The 16100-nt window shown below is 54.7% G+C and carries 18 protein-coding genes; 13 read left to right on the forward strand and 5 right to left on the reverse strand.

Annotation, left to right across the window (positions count from 1 at the left end; translation table 11 throughout):
- Positions 1 to 54: 54 nt before the first annotated feature.
- The 8 genes from JMJ04_RS21580 to JMJ04_RS21610 all read left to right on the forward strand — a co-directional run bounded on the left by JMJ04_RS21580 (position 55) and on the right by JMJ04_RS21610 (position 6454).
- Positions 55 to 1251: a tyrosine-type recombinase/integrase gene (locus JMJ04_RS21580; protein WP_236038244.1), complete on the forward strand. Its 1197-nt coding sequence runs from the start codon at positions 55 to 57 to the stop codon at positions 1249 to 1251.
- A gap of 134 nt (positions 1252 to 1385) precedes the next feature.
- Positions 1386 to 2162: a hypothetical protein gene (locus JMJ04_RS21585; protein ID WP_201372565.1), complete on the forward strand. Its 777-nt coding sequence runs from the start codon at positions 1386 to 1388 to the stop codon at positions 2160 to 2162.
- A 95-nt stretch (positions 2163 to 2257) separates the two neighbouring features.
- Positions 2258 to 2968 carry a hypothetical protein gene (locus tag JMJ04_RS21590; protein WP_201372566.1) on the forward strand — a complete coding sequence of 237 codons (711 nt, stop codon included), beginning with the start codon at positions 2258 to 2260 and terminating at the stop codon, positions 2966 to 2968.
- A gap of 9 nt (positions 2969 to 2977) precedes the next feature.
- On the forward strand, positions 2978 to 3391 hold the full coding sequence (locus JMJ04_RS21595; protein WP_201372567.1) for an ArsR/SmtB family transcription factor: 414 nt from the start codon (positions 2978 to 2980) through the stop codon (positions 3389 to 3391).
- 208 nt (positions 3392 to 3599) lie between these two features.
- The gene (locus tag JMJ04_RS21600) at positions 3600 to 4364 is read left to right on the forward strand and encodes a 3'-5' exonuclease (protein ID WP_201372568.1); all 765 of its coding nucleotides are present in this window, start codon (positions 3600 to 3602) and stop codon (positions 4362 to 4364) included.
- 113 nt (positions 4365 to 4477) lie between these two features.
- On the forward strand, positions 4478 to 4963 hold the full coding sequence (locus JMJ04_RS46650; RefSeq protein ID WP_236038246.1) for a hypothetical protein: 486 nt from the start codon (positions 4478 to 4480) through the stop codon (positions 4961 to 4963).
- Entirely contained in the window at positions 4861 to 5415 is a 555-nt protein-coding gene (locus tag JMJ04_RS46655; protein ID WP_236038249.1) for a tetratricopeptide repeat protein, read from the forward strand. The genes JMJ04_RS46650 and JMJ04_RS46655 overlap by 103 nt, the downstream gene beginning before the upstream one ends.
- Positions 5408 to 6454, forward strand: coding sequence for a hypothetical protein (locus JMJ04_RS21610; RefSeq protein WP_236038250.1), 1047 nt, complete (start codon positions 5408 to 5410; stop codon positions 6452 to 6454). The genes JMJ04_RS46655 and JMJ04_RS21610 overlap by 8 nt, the downstream gene beginning before the upstream one ends.
- A gap of 568 nt (positions 6455 to 7022) precedes the next feature.
- Here the strand turns inward: JMJ04_RS21610 and JMJ04_RS21615 are convergent.
- Both JMJ04_RS21615 and JMJ04_RS21620 read right to left on the reverse strand, forming a co-directional pair.
- On the reverse strand, positions 7023 to 7742 hold the full coding sequence (locus tag JMJ04_RS21615) for a transposase (protein ID WP_201372569.1): 720 nt from the start codon (positions 7740 to 7742) through the stop codon (positions 7023 to 7025).
- 376 nt (positions 7743 to 8118) lie between these two features.
- The gene (locus JMJ04_RS21620) at positions 8119 to 9006 is read right to left on the reverse strand and encodes a helix-turn-helix transcriptional regulator (protein WP_201369413.1); all 888 of its coding nucleotides are present in this window, start codon (positions 9004 to 9006) and stop codon (positions 8119 to 8121) included.
- A gap of 148 nt (positions 9007 to 9154) precedes the next feature.
- On the opposite strand from JMJ04_RS21620, the gene JMJ04_RS21625 reads away from it, so the two are divergent.
- Positions 9155 to 9889: an SDR family oxidoreductase gene (locus tag JMJ04_RS21625; protein ID WP_201369414.1), complete on the forward strand. Its 735-nt coding sequence runs from the start codon at positions 9155 to 9157 to the stop codon at positions 9887 to 9889.
- A 206-nt stretch (positions 9890 to 10095) separates the two neighbouring features.
- Positions 10096 to 10914, forward strand: a complete 819-nt coding sequence (locus JMJ04_RS21630) for a hypothetical protein (protein ID WP_236038252.1) — start codon at positions 10096 to 10098, stop codon at positions 10912 to 10914.
- A gap of 335 nt (positions 10915 to 11249) precedes the next feature.
- Here the strand turns inward: JMJ04_RS21630 and JMJ04_RS21635 are convergent, their stop codons facing one another.
- Positions 11250 to 11624: a hypothetical protein gene (locus tag JMJ04_RS21635; RefSeq protein ID WP_201372570.1), complete on the reverse strand. Its 375-nt coding sequence runs from the start codon at positions 11622 to 11624 to the stop codon at positions 11250 to 11252.
- Between the two features lie 142 nt (positions 11625 to 11766).
- Between JMJ04_RS21635 and JMJ04_RS21640 the strand changes: the two genes are divergently transcribed.
- Positions 11767 to 12747: a GNAT family N-acetyltransferase gene (locus JMJ04_RS21640; protein WP_201372571.1), complete on the forward strand. Its 981-nt coding sequence runs from the start codon at positions 11767 to 11769 to the stop codon at positions 12745 to 12747.
- Positions 12748 to 13125: 378 nt separating this feature from the next.
- Here JMJ04_RS21640 and JMJ04_RS21645 read toward each other — a convergent pair whose 3' ends face one another.
- Together JMJ04_RS21645 and JMJ04_RS21650 are read right to left on the reverse strand one after the other, a co-directional pair.
- Positions 13126 to 13866, reverse strand: a complete 741-nt coding sequence (locus JMJ04_RS21645; RefSeq protein WP_201372572.1) for a hypothetical protein — start codon at positions 13864 to 13866, stop codon at positions 13126 to 13128.
- Positions 13867 to 14223: 357 nt separating this feature from the next.
- Positions 14224 to 15126: a LysR family transcriptional regulator gene (locus JMJ04_RS21650; protein ID WP_201372573.1), complete on the reverse strand. Its 903-nt coding sequence runs from the start codon at positions 15124 to 15126 to the stop codon at positions 14224 to 14226.
- Positions 15127 to 15359: 233 nt separating this feature from the next.
- Here JMJ04_RS21650 and JMJ04_RS21655 point away from each other — a divergent pair, with 233 nt between their 5' ends.
- On the forward strand, positions 15360 to 15686 hold the full coding sequence (locus JMJ04_RS21655; RefSeq protein WP_201372574.1) for a hypothetical protein: 327 nt from the start codon (positions 15360 to 15362) through the stop codon (positions 15684 to 15686).
- A 19-nt stretch (positions 15687 to 15705) separates the two neighbouring features.
- Entirely contained in the window at positions 15706 to 16032 is a 327-nt protein-coding gene (locus JMJ04_RS21660; RefSeq protein WP_201372575.1) for a hypothetical protein, read from the forward strand.
- The last annotated feature ends 68 nt before the right edge of the window (positions 16033 to 16100 follow it).

Raw genomic sequence — 16100 nt, forward strand, 5'->3', positions numbered from 1 at the left:
CATGCGTTCTCATTCATGAGAGCCGCAGTGCATAAGAAGGGATAGCAAGAGTGGATGTTGAGTCCCTCCATCTATCCTGCTATCCTGGCGCTGCACGTGCAACAGATTGAGCCTGGCTCTCTGTCTGCACCTTACGAGAAGACAACACGTGTCCTATGTCGACTGGTGCATGGTTCCCACCTTCTCTGGGAGGCAGGCGTCAGCACAACACAGGGCACAAAAGAGATCACGGAGCCCCTCTTCACCGTCTTCTCCCTGCTCTGCAGAGGCAATCCTGTGCAGGCAGACGGCTTCGCAATTACTGAACGCAACGACAGGCCTTGTAGGTCAACCACGTCATTTCACGCGAAGAAGAGTGTACCCGCGATGGGGAAACGACCAGGGCTCCTTTATGAAGCGCAACAGAGGCTGGACAGTTTGATGGCGCTGGGACAGAGCCGCGCGCACGCCAAAGCCCAGGCTCGCGTCCTGGGAACCTATCACTGGCCGTTTTCTGATGGAAAGATTCACGCCTATACTACACGGACAACGTACCAGAACATCGTGATGCGCTTTTTATGCTGGTGCCGCGCAACGCATGGGACAAAACGCCTGCACGAGATCGACCAACGTGCGGATGCACTCGTCTCTGCCTACTTGCAACTGCATGTGCAAGAGGGCTATAGTCCCTGGACACTTGCAACCACGCGCAGCGCCTTGCGCCTCTTCTTTGGCTCTCCGACTCTTGCCAGCGAGGTGCCATTACCGGCACGGCATCGAGAGGCCATTCGTCGCTCCCGTACCCCTTCTTCGCACCAGAAACGGCCTCGCTACATGTCTCCAGAAGCCTGGCAGGATCTGCTTGCCTTTCTTGGCGCAACCGGCTTACGGCGGCATGAAGCGCGAGCGCTGCGGGTTGGACAGATCGAGAGGCTGCCAGATGGACAGGTGATGCTCGCCCACGTCCACGGTAAAGGGGGCAAAATACGCCAGGTTCCTGTCCTTCCAGGGCAAGAGACAACCGTACTCCGCCTGGTAGAGGGTCGACGGGGCGAGGAGAAAGTCTTTCCTCGCCTCCCCAAGCACCTCGATATCCATGCCTATCGTCGAGCGTATGCCCAGGCACTCTATCAATCCCTTTCTGGTCGTCCTCTGCCCCTGCCACAGGGGCGACTGCCCCGTGGCATCCTTGATGAGGAAGCCGTCCTGATCGTGTCACGCGCGCTGGGGCATAACCGTCGAGACGTGGTTTTGACCTCCTACCTGCGCTAAGTAGACACCATTCCCCAGGAACACTGCTGTTCCTGTGCATATAGATTCTTTCTTCGTACGTACTGGCTCATCTGCCTGCACTGACAGGCAGGTGAGCCAGTTTTTTCATGTCTTTTATGAAAGGAACATCCCCTATGCGTCGAGAAGATACCCGCTATCGCTTTCTACTCAAAGAACTAGAGGCCTTCACCAGCCTCTACAAAACGACGGCCCGGGATTGGTTCGTGGAATTTACCAGCGATCCATCTCACGTGACCGACCAGGAACACGGGTACCGACACGTCTTTCCCGGGCAGGTCCTCGCCTGTATCGAGGGCTTTGACACGCCCAAACGGCTCTTTCAACCCTTTGGTCCGCTCCCTCAACCCACGCGCATCTTTCTGCCCTATCACGATAAGGTCCTGACGCCGTTCAATGATGGGATGGAACAGCGCCTTGCCGAATGGTGGCAGCATGAGTGGCGACGCCAGCATCTTGACTTTGTCCACATTCCACCAGCGTCACCGACACGTCCCAGGTCACTCACCCCCACTGGATTTCGTACCTGGCACTATACCGATCAGTTCCTGATCAGGATAGAAGGCGGGATGAGAACACGCCAATGCCAGGTGAGCACATATTATACAAGCTACGTTATCTGGCGCTTTCCACTCCCTCCCACACCCTTACATCTGCTCCCTCAACTCCTGCTTCCACGACTCCATCGGCTGGCCGCCCTTACTGACTGGCGAGAGGTCGAACACCTTCCCCCGCCAGTCAGTCGCGCACTGAGCAGACGTACGGCACAACTCATCGCCTTCTATATCACGCGTCCTCTTCAGGTGACTCCGTTTCCATTGCCCTCGCACACATCGCCCTGCCAGGACATCCCACAACAACAGACCATGCAGAGAGCTACTGTCCATGACTAGCCCTTCCCTTCCCCATTGCCGCAGCCCTCCATCGCGCCTCTCACACAATCAACGTCTCACCAACAACGCATGTAGAGAAAGGACATCATACCGTTATGTCTGAGACCCACAATGACACACATACATCTCTTGACGCCGACCACAAGGCCCACGACGAGGACCAGCCCTACCGGTACCTCCCACTGGGTGGGCGCATCCTTGATCGCGAACACATGATCACCCTCATCGACCACCGCTCCCGCCTGCTTGCACCAGGGATCGAGATCGTGTTCGCAAGCGAACGGCTGGCCCCGCTTTTGATTCAAAACCAAGCCGACCAGGAGGTCCTGCTCAACTGGTATCTCCACACGCGCCCCTCGATCCCTCGACCGTTTCTCCAGCTCGGCACCCACCTACTCTCACGCGCACACATCTGCGAACTGCTGGAAAGTGCCATTGAGGGCGACACTACCCTCCTCCTGCGCTATATCTCACTACCAGACCCACTCATGGGAGATGCCGCAACCTCTTCCATCCAAACGCTGGAATTGCGAGGACAGACCGCCGATGCGGTTCGCCACTGGCTCGCGGCGCAGACAGAGGTCATTGTGCCGCTGGAGCCGGTTGCCAGCCTGCCTTCCACGACCTTGGGGTTCATGCAGGAATCTCCCTCTTGTCCCCATTGTGAAAGCTGGCTCACACCCCATGTGGATCAGCAAACACAGCGCACCCTGGCCCTGGTCTGCCCGCTCTGTCAGTACACTGACGGCCCCTTTACCCGAAACGAGGTTCGCACTCCTTCAACCAACGCACCGAAGAAAGGATAAACATATCTCATGAACACACAGCAGCAACAACGTTCCCTGCATCTCTCGCTCATGCCTTCCGTCGCGGAGACAGCCTCAGAGTCGAGTGGGAACACAGACTGGCGAGAAGCAGGATTGGAAGAGGATGCAGGCCTCGTGCTCCTGCTTGAGGCCCTCGCGAGCCCCATCCGGTTTCGTTTGCTCCGTTTGCTCGCCCAGGAAGGAGGAAATCTCTGTGTCCGGGAGCTGGTCGAACGGATCCCACGCAGCCAGCCCGTCGTCTCGCACCATTTGCGGCTCTTACTGTTTGCTAAGCTGATTGGAGTAAAACAACAGGGAACGCATAACTACTACTACATCTTGCCCGACAAGCTCAAAGAGATACGCGATGCCCTTGCCTCCGTTGAGCACCTGCTTCAGCAGAGGCGTGAGGAGCAGCTTTAAACAAAAAGAACCTCTTCAGGATTGGATCTGCAATATCACCCCTGAAGAGGCACCACGAAGAGGGAGCGCATTCCACTCACGCTCTCTCTCCTCTGAGCATACCTCACGATCTCTCAGGCATGCAACATGTTCCCATTGTTTTCTGATGACGACAGCTTTCTCCATACATAGTGGGAGGCTGTCGTCCTTTGTCTGAAAGGACATACATATGACGCATATCATCAACCCATTCCCCTTTAATTACCAGCAGGCCATCGAGCAAGCACGAGCCCTCCTGGAAGAAGAGCAGCAGGCAAGCCTCATGCCCTCGGGCCTCTCTCGCAAAGCGCGAGCCCAGAGACGCGAACGGCTCGGGCAACTGCTCATGCAGATCCAGATCCGCATGCAGCAGGAGATTGGGCAATTGCGTTACGCCCTGCACACCCTCCCACCACTGCCACCGCTCCAGGAAATCCGGTGGGCACAGGAGATACTGGCACGCCCCGATCTGGCCATTTTCCACCTGACCACCGCCGGGCTCGCACACGACGCTGAAATCATCGCGGTCACCCTGGTTGATCGAACAGGTCTGCCCATCGAGCATCTCTTGGTTCGCCCAACAGACCCTGTCTCCTTTGCACGCGGGGAGACCTATGGACTGAGCGCAGAGCGGCTGGCGTCGGCGCCCTCTTTCCCTGAGGTGTGGGATCAGCTTGTCCAGGCCTGCCAGGATCGCTTCTTGGTTAGTTTCCAGCGCGACTATAACCTGGCACGACTCGAAGAGGCTGCCACACGGTTGCACTTTCCACCCCTCAGCGTCCAGATGGAGGATCTGCGCACCCACACCCGGGCCTACTTCGGGGAACTGAGTCTGCGGCTCTCAGATCTCTGCGAACGTTGTGGGATTACCCTTCCACCCACGCCTGATCCCCTCCAATGTGCCCAGGCTTTCCATGCTGTGCTCTGCGCCATGGCCCGCGCCGGAGAGGACTAACCGTTGGCCACACAACACAAGCCATGCCAGGGAGAGGGCGACAATGCGGCCCTCTTTCTCTGATACCTCACCATCAGACCATGCTCTCAGTTTTGAAAGGAGTAAGTTCCATCATGTCCACCATATCAGCACCAACGCTCGCATCAGAGATCGGGTACGCCTTGCACCAGATCCTCATCCTGCATCCAACCCATCCGCTCATAGAGGTATGCTCCTGCGTGAACGACGACGGCACCATTGAGCGCTCACGACTTACAAAGCACGTGAGCATCTGGTCCTCACAATTGAGGCGTCCTCAAGCCAACCCACGCGTGCTCTTCTTTCAACACAACAAGCACACACAACACCTGCTACTGCAACGTGGGACTGCCTATGCCCTGCTTGGAAACCCTGAGCAGGCACGGCAGGATCTGCATGCACTCCTGCAACGCACGAACGGCTCACGAACGGCTGTAGAGGGGGAGCAACGAGGCAACTGGAAGGGCTCGCCTGTCTGGTGCTCGCCGTCCTCGCCACAGCACAGGAACGCTACCCAGATGCGCTCCCACTCTGGAAACAGGCCCAGGCCTGGCTCCAACCACAGGAGTATGACCTGTTAGCGTGGACCTGGTACGACGCAAAGGTCCTCATTCAGCTCCGACATCTGCACAAGGCCCACAAGGCGCTTTCAAACATCCTCTCGCCAGTCAGCCCTGATCCACGCCTGCCACGACAAGAGGAACATGCGGAGGCCCATGCCGAGCTCTATGCCCAGCGTGGCGGGGTCTGTTCCCTCTTGCACTCCCATCAGGAGGCCATCAGGGACCTCAACGCTGCGATTAGGTTCCATCCCACGTGTGCGCGTTTCTTTCACATTCGTGGGTTGCTCCATGCCAAACAACAGCACTGGCAGACGGCCTATCATGACCTCTGGCGTGCCTTGCACGAGATGCCAGAAGACCAGGCACTGGCCGATTGCCTCTTCGTCGTGATGCAACGCCTGGGTACTCAGCTTGCAGTGTCTACGACCACACCTACCATGCGAACGAAAGGAGGGATGAGGCGTGCATAACCGCCCACCGTCCACGTTCACTCGTCAGCTTCAGGAGCTGCGTGCGTCACTGTCACCAGAGGCACCCGATCCCTTGATCGATCCGCCTCCTGACGCGTTCCTCCACCTGTGGGAGTGTGCCAAAGATGCGAGGATAGAGATACGTAACCTTCTGGTCGTTCGCCAACCGCTGGATTTCCGCGCTGCAGGAGCCTATTCTGTTGAAGATCATGACATCTGGGTTTGGTATGCCCCTGACGCACCAGAGGAGCAGGCCCTGCGAACCCTGTTACATGAACTGGCTCACGCCCAGTGCCCTCCTACACTGCCCTATGCGTCCTTCAAGGAGGAGTGGGAGGAAGAGCGGGCAACCTGGAAACGCGCCATTGTCCTGGCGCGTGCGTGGAGGATGGAGCATCTCTTCTCGGAAGAGATCATTGCAACGCTCCTGGAAGAAGTGGAAGCCTGTTTGCAGCAACGCCTCGCCGCCTCTGCCATTCTTGGGAGTAGCGATATGGCGCTGACAGAGCGTACCCTCAAGCAACTCTGGTGTGAGGCCAATGCACGGGGATGGACGAGTGAGTTGCTCCATAACATGCTCACAGGGGCCAACGCTGATCCCGGGTTGCTCATGGAGGTGCTTACCTTTGATCGCTGCGTGCTGCATGCCTGCTGGGAAATCGTGCATGAGCTCGAGGATGATCCTGACCCTGACATGCTCTTTGGCCCCCTCTCTCGCCTGGGAGAAGGCACACGCTTGGCGAGCGCGGTAGTCCTGCTCCAGCGGACCCTCGCCTCCTGTGCTCGTCAGGAAGAGGCGCTGCACACCCGTCTCGCCGCACATTCCTGGCAGGTAGTGACGTTGGGCAGCATGTCCTATGAGCGAAGTCGCCAGGTGATCCAGGATGAGGCCTCGCTCCAGGAGGCTCAGGCGATCCTCACCGGGTTCTTTGGAGGAGAGGCTGCGCAACGTTATTGTCAGCGTATAACGGGAACACCTCATATGAACCAGTCATTAGAGACTGCTGACAACGAACACGTAGCGGGTCCTCTCTTCTGAGGAGAGATAAGCGTTTCTATCTAAAGGCAAAGAATGCGGCCATGCCTCCAGGGATAGCCTCCTGAGGCTATCCCTGGAGGCATGGCCGCATTCTTTTTTTGCACAGATGTATTCTATAAATAGTAGAATACCAAATTTTGGTAAAATTGCCCCCGAAGAGTTGGGAGTCAAAGGATTGCTTTCGTCCATGCACATGTTCATTATTCCAACCGCCATTCTCTGCTGCCCACCGCGTGTCTACCTCTCAACGCATACGAGGGGGAAAGCAGAGCGAAGCTCATAGTTCGCGTATGGAAGTGTTGTAAAACTGGGGAGAAGCAAACAAAGGGGGATAAAATGAGTGGACACTATTACAATGCAAAAGAGATAATGGCAATGCTTGACATACCTACCACGCCCCTGTATCGAAAAGTAACAAAAACACCCAGAGTATAATTGGCCCCTGGGTGCTGTTATTTGTATGATCACCAGAGATCAAGAAGCAGTAGTAGTTTATGGAAAACGGTATTTCGTTGCTTTTCACCTTCTAGAGTAAACCTCTATCTTTGCATATTTTGGCTGAGCCGCATCAGGCGGCAAACAGATCAAACAACGCTTCAGGGTGAACGCCGGAAAGGAACTGCTCATGCAGCCACACCAGCAAGCCGCGACGATGGCGACGCTGGATCTCGCGTCGAGCTTCGCCAATGGTCACTGGACGTTGCCATGCGGCCCGCAAGCGCTGCTGCTCTTCCTCCAGAAAGGCATAAGCCAGCATCGCCAGCGTCCAAAAGCGCACCAGGGCTTGGGCACTCATGAGTTGGTAATGATCCAGACCAAGCTCTTCTTTGCCATCGCCGAAAAGCACCTCAATGTCCCAGCGAGCCGAGAGGTGAGCCAGCAGCGTCTCGGTATCGGCCTCTAGATCACTAGAGGCCCAGTACCGCGCCTGGGAGAGTAGGGCATCGAGCGTCTGGCGCACGATCACAATCTGACAGCGATACAGCTTGCGCACGCTGGTCGTCACGACATGGACGTAGACCGATCTCCCGCCCCGTAGCCAGCACGTCTGTACAAAGTCCTGCTCCGTCAAGTTTGCCAGATACTCGCTGAGCTTTTGCCAGCGCCAGCCTTGCTGCGTGGTTTTGTCAGGCACGCGCAGCCAACGGTTGCTCTTGATCCCGGTCGTAATGAGGAAGTCCCGTTCACGTGCGGCGTGCCACAGGCATTTGGCGCAGTACCAACTGTCCAGCAACACGTGCGTTCTCGTCCCAACGACTGGCTCGAACGCGCGAATGAGCGTTTCCATCAACTCGATCTTGCTTTGGAATATCACCTCTTCAGTTTCACACACCTTCGCCTGCCGGTACAACTGTGGAGCCAGAGGACACCGACGATCCAGCAAGACATAGAGTCCGGCAACCAGGCTGTGACCGACGATGCGCTGGTCATAGGTGGTCGAATGATGTTTGTTTGCCCAACCCTTCCATTTTGCGCCCTTTCGGCTTGCTCATGGTCGAGTCATCCCCAATCACATACCCTCTCTCCCTGACACATTTTGAGAATGAGGGAAAAACATCCTGAACGTCGATGTATTATTGCTTCCAGACTCTCGACGAGGGACAAAAGAGGATAAGCGAGTTAGGAAGAGAAAGATTCGCTTAACAACGGCATATACGACGTGTCTATCTCCTCATCAGTGCTTTTGACAGGAGAGAATCCTGCTCACCCACATCATCTTTTTGGAAGCCAAGAAGCCCTCTCAGCTTTTCTTCTGTCTCTGATCCTGGTGCTGCTGAATAGACACAGCACTTGAGATCAGGATCTCCACTGATTTGAAAGCTGGCGATTTCCAGCGTGAGGCGTCCGACTAGTGGATGCTCGATCTCGCGCCACTGTGAACACTGCCTCTGTACGTCCTGTTGCTCCCACGCGAGGCAAAACTCCGGGCTCGCTTGCCGAAGCCGGTCAAGAAACGCTGTGATGCGAGGATCCCCGAGATATTGGCTCGCTGTGGCTCGAAATGACGAGAGCGTTTCTAGAGCGAATGTCTCTCTAGCTGGAAAGCGCTGGCGAAAAGCGCTCTCGGTAAAGAGCAGCCAGAGCATATTACGCTCCTCCTCCGGGATCATCACGAAATCTCCGAAAACGGTGCTGGCCGCCTTATTCCACCCAAGAATGTCTGTCCTCCGTCCGGTAATGTAGGCAGGACTCCACTCCATCAAATCAAGCGTTCTCTGGTAGGCAGGGCTGATTGCCTCAACAAATGGTGGCGGCTCTGGAGGCAAGGGTTGATCAGCGAGCCAAGAGAGGTGGATACGCTCATCTCTGGTCAGTTGCAGCGCATTTGCAATACTTTCCAGCACGCTCTTGGAAACGTGCACATCGCGTCCCTGTTCCAGATACGTATACCAGGCAGTACTGACTCCTGCTCGTTCAGCGACTTCTTCTCGTCGTAGGCCAGGCGTGCGACGACGACGCGTGAGAGGCATGCCCACTTGCTGAGGTGTCAAGCGCGCTCGACGGGTGCGCAAAAATTCGCTCAGTTCCGCGCGGCGTTGTTGCTCATTCATCCCTTCTCCTTATCCAGAAAGAATTTATCCCAGGATAATCTCTTTCTGGTCCCAGAATATCGTACACGGTACACTTATGAACATATCATATCCCACTGCTCAGTCATATGTCATCTGAGCAATGAGAAAGAGAAAGGGTTTTACTCCTATGACATCTCTTACAGGAAAAGTCGCACTGGTAACCGGTGCAGGTCGTGGCATCGGCCGAACCATTGCTGAGCGGCTCGGCGAGGATGGAGCATCTGTGATTGTCAACTACAATCAGAGCGAGAACCTCGCCAAGGAAGTGGTTGATACTATTGTCGCTAAAGGTGGACGAGCTCTGGCTCTACAAGCCGACATCAGCAAACTTTCAGAGGTACGTCGCCTTTTTCAAGAGGCAGAGGATCATCTTGGGCAACTTAACATCCTGATCAACAATGCAGGCATCGGACTCCTTCGACCAACCGCAGAGATGACCGAAGAAGAGTTTGATAGCCTCTTTACGCTCAATACGAAAGGAACCTTTTTCGCTTTACAGGAAGCGGCCCGTCGCATGCGCGATGGCGGACATATTGTAAGCATCTCAACCGGAGCCACCATCGCCATAACCCCAGGCTTTGGGGCATACGCAGGGAGCAAAGCTGCCGTGGAACAGTTCAGCCTGGCGCTCTCGAAAGAGCTGGGGCCACGTGGCATTACCGTCAATACCGTCTTACCGGCTATCGTCGATACTGGCACCTTAGTGCTTCCCGATGAAGTTATTGCACAACTCATTCAGCAGACTCCGCTTGGTCGCCTCGGGCAGCCTCGCGACATTGCCGATATCATTGCGTTCTTAGTGAGCGATCAGGCGCGCTGGATAACAGGGCAAACGCTTCGAGCTGGCGGTGGGCTGATTTAACCAGCAATCTCTCAGTTTCTTTTCTCGTCTTCGAGAATACCTCAGTGCGGGTAGAAGTCTCTGAATAGATACGTGTGCCATACTCATCTATTCGGAGCCTTCCAGCTTTTCCCGCGATGCGAGTTGGTGCAAAAATACCCCCTTGGATGTCAATCACGCATGGTCTCGACCTCCCAAAAAGTAAAAACGTGAGGAGAACACTCTCTTTGAATACGACTCTTGTCCTGTGGGAAGATTGGATGAAGCAAGTAAGTGAGCTATTGCCGAGTGTTCATGGTCATCAGAAGAAGACATTGGCACTCTTTGCCCTTGGAATCGTGCTGTCGGGATGTGCAGTCTTGCAACGGGTAGCCGAACAACTCCACTTACAAGGAATCAGCGAAACAAAGATGACCAGCATTGAACGACGATTGGCACGTTTCGTGGCAAATGCGCGTGTGAATGTGGCGGACACGTGGAACGTGTTTCTTCAACAGGTATTACCGTTCTGGAAAGGGAAAAAGCTGCTCTTTGTGTTGGATGCAACGCCGTTCCGAGAAGATGCCACAATCCTCTATTTGGGGGTACTGGTGCATTCGCGGGTTTTGCCAGTTGCCTGGGCTGTGCTGCCAGGGCAGGAGAAATGGGAGGAAGGGCAATGGGTGATTATAGAGCGATTGCTTGATCGCGTCTTGCCGTATTTACAGGAAATGGAATGCACGTTGATCGCTGATCGTGGGCTAGCTGGTGAACCGCTCGTGCGGATTTGTCGCGCTCGGCATTGGCATTATCTCTTGCGCATCAGCAAAGAACACACGTGTCAACGCCAAATGAAAAACAAGTGGAGTTCCTGGTGCCGTTTGGATACCTTCGTACATAAAGTGGGGCAACAATGGTATGGCCGAACCAGGGTGTGGCAAGACAAAACGATCGATGCGTTTATCAGTGCATGCTGGCAAGATGGGTGCAAAGAGGCGTGGTTTTGCTTTCCGATCAAAAAGCGAGTAAGCAATGCGTGGTTACCTACGCCAAACGTATGCGCGTAGAAGCGACGTTTCAGGATAGCAAAAGTCGTGGGTGGAAGATCGAAGCTAGCTGGATCAAAGAGGAGGCTTGACTTGATCGCCTGCTGCTGGCTTTGTTTCTGGCGCTGTGGTGGGTCAGCCATCTGGCTGCTTCCTGCATTCATCATGGCAAACGAAATCAGTTTGATCGGACCGATCGACGCGATAAAGGGATTTTTCGTCTGGGTCGTTTGTGGCTCCTTGATCTCCTCCGGCGTGCCGCATTCTCCCCATTCGGTGCCGCAAGCATTACCAAATGTCTACCTTTCCGTCGAGCCAACCATGGTTGGGCTTTCTCTCTGCGTTTTTAAAATGTGTCAGGGAGAGAGAATCACATACCCGGTCACCAAGGGCTGTTTCGGGCGACCTCGGCGCTTCGGCTGAGCCGTACGCTGCTGTTCTCGTTCGACTTCCACCAGCGACTGCATTTCGGTGCGGAAATGCTCCAGCCACATGACAACCAACGCCTGCTGATCCCACGGGGCCACTGCGAGAAACCGGCTCAACCCACTCACGCTGGGAGACTGAGCAATCTTGCTTGCGATCCCGCTCAGCGTGCGCTTGCCTTCGCACTCCAGCAATCCCAGCAGTACGGTCACGAAGTACTGATATTGTGGCTTGCTAAACGCCGAACGAAAACGCTCGGCAAAGTGACAGACTTCTTCATCCAGGCATATAATGGGCTGTGGCATCGGACACCTCCGTGGTTTCAAGGGATTTTCCTTACCTGTTTGATACCACATGGTGTCCTCTGTAGACAGAAGATGGCCGTTCACAGCGTATTTAGAATGACAAGCAAACCATGAGAAAGAAAGGTTTAGGAAGCACGCACGTATGACACAAATACCATTTCCATATTTGCCATCTCTCCCCGAGATCACATTTCGTCATCTCTATGGTCCAGAAGATGCCCCCGCCTATGTCTCGCTCATCGAAGCATGTCGCGATACAGATGAAATTGATCCCCTCTCTACACTGGAAAAAATCCCGACCGTTGAGGGGATGCGAGCCGATTTTGCTGATCGCGATCCGCAGAACGTGCTCTTTGCTCTGCATGGCAATGAAATGATCGCCTCCATCCGTCTTTCCTGGTGGACAGAAGCAGATGGCACCTGGCTCTACCTGCATCTGGGTCAGGTTGTTCCACAATGGCGCGGGCGCGGGCTTGGCACAGCGATGCTACACTGGGCGGAGGAGCGTATCCGCGCGCTTGCCAACGAGCATCCCACCAATGGCAAGGGTGTTTTTGGGGCGAACGCTTCGAGTACGGAGAAAACCGCCACAGAACTCTTGTTGAACGAGGGGTATCGGTGTGTTCACATCAATGCCCTAATGGATTTCAATGACTTTCGCAAGCTCACCCAGCCGCATCTGCCCGTGAAGATTGAACGGCGTTCCGTAAGGCCCGATCAACTTCGCTTGATCTGGGAGGCGATTGCTCGTTTTTGGGCTGGAACCTCTTGGGGCACGGCGGTTCCGTCTGAGGAAGAGTACCAGGAATTTCACCACCAACCTGATCTTGATCAGACACTCTGGCAGGTGGCCTGGGATCAAGATCAGCCGGTTGGCATGGTCCTTGGGCGTGTCTCCAATGGTTGTGGCTATATTGACGAGGTCAGTGTAGACAGCATGTATCGACGTCAGGGCATTGCCAAAGCTCTCATCCTGTACGCGCTCGCGGCCCTGCGCGAACGTGGTGTGCAACGCGTCCGCTTACACACAGACGCCAACAACCGCCATGGCGCCAGGTCGCTGTACGAGAAGATCGGTTTCTCTGTGGTCAAAGAATTTCCGCGCTATCGCAAACCGCTGTAGTTGGTAGTTGATTGCCCTGACTTTGCACTTTTCCAAACCTCCTCATTGGGCATTTGCTTGCCTTCAACTCTCTCTAGGAAAAGTGCAAAGTTAGAGGTAAACTAATGCAGGTTCAAAAAAGCTCTTGTGCAAAGGGGAAAAGAACGGCTAACCAGGAACAAGCTTGTACGGGCCAAGCTGAAATGCGTATTATCCCGTGCTGGCTGCCTACCAAGAGTCCCTGGCTCAACCGCATTGAGCCCAAATGGGTTCATGGCAAATGCGCCATTGTTGAATCGGCTCGGCTGCTGATGGCAAGCGAGCTCAAGCAACACGTCTGCGATTCCTTTGCGTGCGAGTTGCTTGAGTTGCTTCTACAGCAGGTCTCTTGACCCAGTTCTAGCTCCCGACAGCTATGATGCTCTGCCAGGAACCGCCAGACCAACTTACCTCCAGAGAGTAACAACCAGCAGTGGAGAAAACGGGGAAGAGCCCCCATTCCGACCAGCTGGGACCTGATGAGCCATGTGGAATATCTGGTATGCCGGGTACGGAGCCGAGATCCCCTGTATCTGTGAGCGGGTTCAGGATCAGCGTCTGAGTGGCAGCTCTGGGGGGAGTCTGGCCATCGGTCCACCAGGCCAGTGTTTTCGTCTGTCTATCTCGCAGGCGCAACGTGACCGGCAGAGAAGCGTTTGGACCGACTTCAACGACCCATTTCGTCATTGGCCATCTCTGATCAGAGCCCAATTGGCTCAAGTGGAGAACATTCTGATAGAAGCCGTCATAGATCCAGAACGCTCCACCTCCGACTAAACGCACATTGGTATTGGAGCCCAGGCTGTCAAGGTGCTTCTGCTGCGGTGGGGGCTTGGTGGTGCAATCCTGGGGAGGCGGAGCCAGAGGTGTCGTCACCGGCGCGAGGCTCGTGATTACTGTTGAGGTTATCTGTGGAATGCTCGCGGGGACGGTGGCAGTGAGGCGTGAACTTCCCGATGCCTCCGTTGAAGTAGCGTTTGGAATGCCCGTGTTGGGGGAAGAGCAGCTTATGAACAGCAGTGCGATCAGCAAGCAAGCCCAACATGTTGAAAAGAGGGACGAGAGTCCAGCAAGATGAGGATGTGGACGTCGGAAACCCATCGATTTCTCCTTCTTTCTTTGGTCAAAGCAAGGCTTTCTTACCCAGATTACCAGTTTTTCCTGAAAGAGATCTGAACGTTTTGATATGGCAGAGCCAAACTGGAGCAGCGTCTCCGATGTGGCTGTGTTTTTGGGGAGTGGAATACCGTTTCATCGTGACATGAATACAAACTGTTGACCTAGTGCAATCTCAGGAGACCTAATGTGTAAGAGAGAGCGCCCCTCATCTTCGTTGACAGAGGAACGCTGGCTCTATTGCACTACAGGTCTCTGGAATCTACACTAAGACCTTATCCGAAAACAGGTAAAGAAAGCCTCTCTCAAATGATGAGGAACTGGCAGAGGAGGGCCTTGGCACTAGCTGGCTTCATTCTCGCCTTTGCACCTCCTGAGGAAGGTCTGGAGCAAAGGAGAGCGATCGTTCCGACGCCACAGGGCATGGAATTCCAGCAGATACTCACAGTCCTGAAGTGGGCGATAGACGACACCCTGATGGGGAAGCTGCTGCGACGTCCAGGTAGACAGGATGGCCAGGCCGAGCCCGGCAGCCACCTGACTCACCAACGTATGGGCTTGCGGGGTCCAGTGAACCACCTTCGGCTCAAATCCCGCCTGCTGGAAAAGATGCGCAAGATCATCGTGCCAACGTGGATTGAGCGACCGTGATGGCTGTATCCAGGCTTCCCGAGCAAGCGCGGCGAGAGGAATAGCTTGCTGATCGGCTAGCGGATGATTGACTGGCAAGACCACAACCAGCGAACTCGTGGAGAGCAGCTCACACGCCAATCCTGGCTCCTCAGAACCATGTGGCAGCAAAGCCACGTCCAGGCGACCATCGCGCAGCATGCGCAAGACCATCTGCCGCGAAACAGCAGAAATATCGCGAGGGAGCAGTTCGACCTCAGGAGAACGTTGATAGACCTGGACCAGTGCAGGAAGCACCCCAATGAACATCGCTAAGGGCGTATAGCCGACGACCAGTTTGCCTCCTTCACCCTGTGCCACCCGTTTGGCTACCTGTACTGCATCCTCATACTGCTGCAGGAGAGGAATGATCTGCTGAAGAAAGGTTTTTCCGGCGGGCGTGAGCGCAAACCGCCGTTTATTGCTCCGATCAAACAGCGTGAAGCCGAGGTCCTCCTCCAGTTTGCGCATGAGACGCGTGAGATTGGGTTGAGCCATCTGCAAGCGCTCTGCTGCCCGCGTGATATGCTGCTCTTCCGCGATGACCAGAAAATACCGTAAGGCGATGAGATCCATGCCGATTTTATATCACATTCAATATGAATATGTCTAGAAATGATATTGGACACGCGTGCTGCTCTCAGTGTACTCTTCCAAAGAAGAAACAGAGGTGTGGTGAGAGAGACACACCACCTCTTCTTTCTGCGAAACTATACAATGATGGAATGTATAGTCTATCTGTCAACGGAGCGCTAGAAGCGCTTCTCGTGCTATCAGTCAATGATAGCGCAATATGAAAGGGAATAGCAATGACTGAATCTCTTCCTCCCACGGCAGTTATTCGCGTCTCACGCGGCAATTTTGATCCTGCACGTTTTGAAGAAGTTGATCGTATGGCAAAAGAAACCGGTACGTACCTTATTCCTGCGATTCAAAAACTCCCTGGCCTGCTTTCCTACTACGCCGGCGCATCGCCAGATGGCTCTATGGTTCATGTCAGCATCTGGGATAGCGAAGAACATGCAGATCAGATGAGCAGGCTCAAAGAGATGATTGTCGATGCCAGGCGCGATGGGAAGGCAGCTGGCGTGGATTTTATTCCGATCGTCAACTATCCTCTTTGTTGGGCCATCTAACGCAGCAATCGTGTAGCCGATGTCAGGCTCACATCTGCCCATCCGAATTGTGTTGACGATCATTTATGCGACCTTCTCTTTCACCGATGTCAATCCGGTGAGTGCGCTGATCGTGCTCTTCATTTGGGGAGTCCTGGGATCGCTGGCTTTTCTTGCACAACAGCGCCGTCTCCTCGACCTGGCTGCTGAACACGCCAATGTGATCCTGGCCCTCAATAACTCGACCCTCTACCTGGGAATTGCTGGAGGGGCAGCTCTTGGTGGGGTTGCGCTCCAATTTGCACCGATCAATGCGCTTAGGGAGCATTCGTGTGCATACACAACGCTGATCACATGCTTTTTGTGAGCACCCCTCTTTGCCACATGTAGCAAAGAGGGGTGCTCACAAAAAGCATTCATAAACTCTGATTGATA

It is taken from the genome of Ktedonobacter robiniae (genome assembly GCF_016587375.1).
Taxonomy (GTDB): Bacteria; Chloroflexota; Ktedonobacteria; order Ktedonobacterales; family Ktedonobacteraceae; genus Ktedonobacter; species Ktedonobacter robiniae.